This is a genomic window from Arthrobacter sp. H41, from assembly GCF_000520535.1.
In the GTDB taxonomy this organism is placed as follows: Bacteria; Actinomycetota; Actinomycetes; order Actinomycetales; family Micrococcaceae; genus Arthrobacter_D.
On the sequence record NZ_KI914792.1, the window covers coordinates 7,551 to 9,600 of the forward strand.

Below are 2,050 nucleotides of genomic sequence, written 5' to 3' on the forward strand. Positions count from 1 at the left end.
TCGTCGGCCGTCTCGGCAGCCGCGTCGAGTTGCCCGAGGATCTCCTCGGTGAGGACGTCCAGGATGTCGCCGGTGAAGCCCGGCAGGAGGTCGGAAACCCGCGCCACACCACGGCGGGGGTGCACGACGGCCGCCGTCTCGGTAGTCCCGGAAACACCGGATGCGCCGGTAGTGGATGCACCGCTGATCGAACAGAGGTGGAGGATGCTGGGAGCCATGGAGCTGCCCTTTCTAATCGGGGAAGGGGTGGGGCTCTAGTAGGCGCGGACCATGCCGCCGTCGCACCGGATCTGTTCTCCGGTGACATACGACGCCGGCACGCTCGCCAGGAAGGTGACGACGGCGGCGAATTCGGCCGGAGTCCCGTACCGGTGTGCGGGAATGCCGGCCTCGGAGGCGGCGCGTGCCTCGGCGGGGGTGGTGCCCGTCCGCTTGGCCGCGGCGGTGTCCAGCGACGCGACGCGCTCGGTATCGATGCGGCCGGGGAGCACCATGTTGACCGTCACGCCCTGGGCGGCAACCTCGGCCGCCAGGGTCTTGAGGTACCCCGCGAGACCGGCACGGCCGAGGTTCGAGAGCGCGAGGTTGGGCAGCGGCTGCTGCACTCCGCTGGATCCCACCGCCACGATGCGCCCCCAGCCCCGCTGCCGCATGCCGGGAAGGACGAGGGAGATGAGCCGCACGTGCTGGAGCAGCAGCTGGTTGACGGCGGCGAGGGCCTGGTCATCGGTGATGTCGGCTGCGCCGCCGGGAGGAGGGCCGCCGCTGTTGAGGACCAGCACGTCGATCGGCCCGAAGGCGCGCTCGGCGGCCTCCACCAGCGCGGCCGGGGCACCGTCGTCGTTCAGGTCCATCGCAATCCCGACGGCGGAGGGCAGCCGCGCCGCTTCTGCCTGCACCACGTCCTCTCGCCGCGCGGCGAGCACGACGTTCGCTCCCTCGGCGTCGAGCGCCTGTGCAATCGCCAGGCCGATGCCGGAGCTGGCGCCGGGCACCAGGACGTTCTTTCCCGTCAATCCTGTATCCATCAGGCGATCTCCATTCGTACTGCGTCGAGGTGTGCGTCGATCAGATCTGCGAGTTCGCGCGGCAGCGCGGCGGCGGGAGGCCGAACCGACGCGTCGGCGATGATTCCGCGGCGGCGCAGGATCTCCTTCCGGAGGGCGAGGCCCACGCCGGGTTGGCCCTCGAAGTTCGCCAGGGGCAGCCACGGCGCGAAGGCACTGCGGGCGCCGGCGAAGCCGCCGTCGGCGAAGGCTGCCAGTGCGATCTGCAGGCCCTCGGGGTGGGAGAACCCCGTCATGGCACCGGCCGCGCCTGCGGCCAGTTCGTCGAGCAGCCCCACGCCGCCCAGCCCGCCGTAGACGGGGACATCGGTGGCGCCGGTCAGTTTCGCGATGGCGGACGCAGTGGGGGGCGCCTCCGATTTCACGGCGACGATGAAACTGCACTGCCCTACGACACGGAGGATCTGCTCGGCGCTGATTTTCACGCCGGAGGCCACCGGATAGTCCTGCAGCACGATGCCCGAGCCCGTGGCTCGGTGGATGGCGGTGAGGTGGGCGGCGAGCACGTCCGGATCGGCGGTGTTCGCCTGCACCATGAGCGCGGCAAGGTTGCTGCCCGCGGCTCCGACCGCGGTGGAGGCCTGCTCGATGGCGACGGCGGTGGTCCGGGCGGAAAGGCCGACCACCAGGGGGGTGTTCCCCGCCTCGTCGGCCACGGTGCTGACAGTGAGGGCTTGTTCGGCCGCCGTCAGTGACGCCCCCTCACCGAAGACACCGAGGACCACCATCCCGGTGGCAGGCAGTGCGGTGTAGAGCTGGACTTCGCGCCGGAGTGAGGCGGTGTCGACGGCGAGGTCCGCTCCGCTGAACGGCGTGGCCAGCACCCCCCAGAGTCCGGGGGAGAGGTGCGGAAGCTGTTCGGTCATAAAGACTTTCCTTTCATCGGTATTCCTCCAGTGCTGGTGGCAGCAGGAGCGGCGGCTGCCGGCGGAGTGCCAGTGGGCGAACCGGCTTCGGGCGTGGCCTGCCGTACGGCGGCTCCC

Annotated in this window: 2 protein-coding genes and 1 pseudogene; all 3 read right to left on the minus strand. The window is 70.8% G+C overall.

Going from position 1 to position 2,050, the window contains the following annotated elements; genetic code table 11:
* Positions 1-218, minus strand: a pseudogene (locus Y705_RS22295) (hypothetical protein); the annotation flags it as partial.
* Between the two features lie 36 nt (positions 219-254).
* Positions 255-1,028, minus strand: a complete 774-nt coding sequence (locus tag Y705_RS0108795) for an SDR family oxidoreductase (protein ID WP_026532596.1) — start codon at positions 1,026-1,028, stop codon at positions 255-257.
* Complete coding sequence (locus Y705_RS0108800) at positions 1,028-1,933, minus strand: dihydrodipicolinate synthase family protein (protein WP_026532597.1); 906 nt, start codon at positions 1,931-1,933, stop codon at positions 1,028-1,030. The genes Y705_RS0108795 and Y705_RS0108800 overlap by 1 nt, the downstream gene beginning before the upstream one ends.
* Positions 1,934-2,050 lie beyond the last annotated feature (117 nt).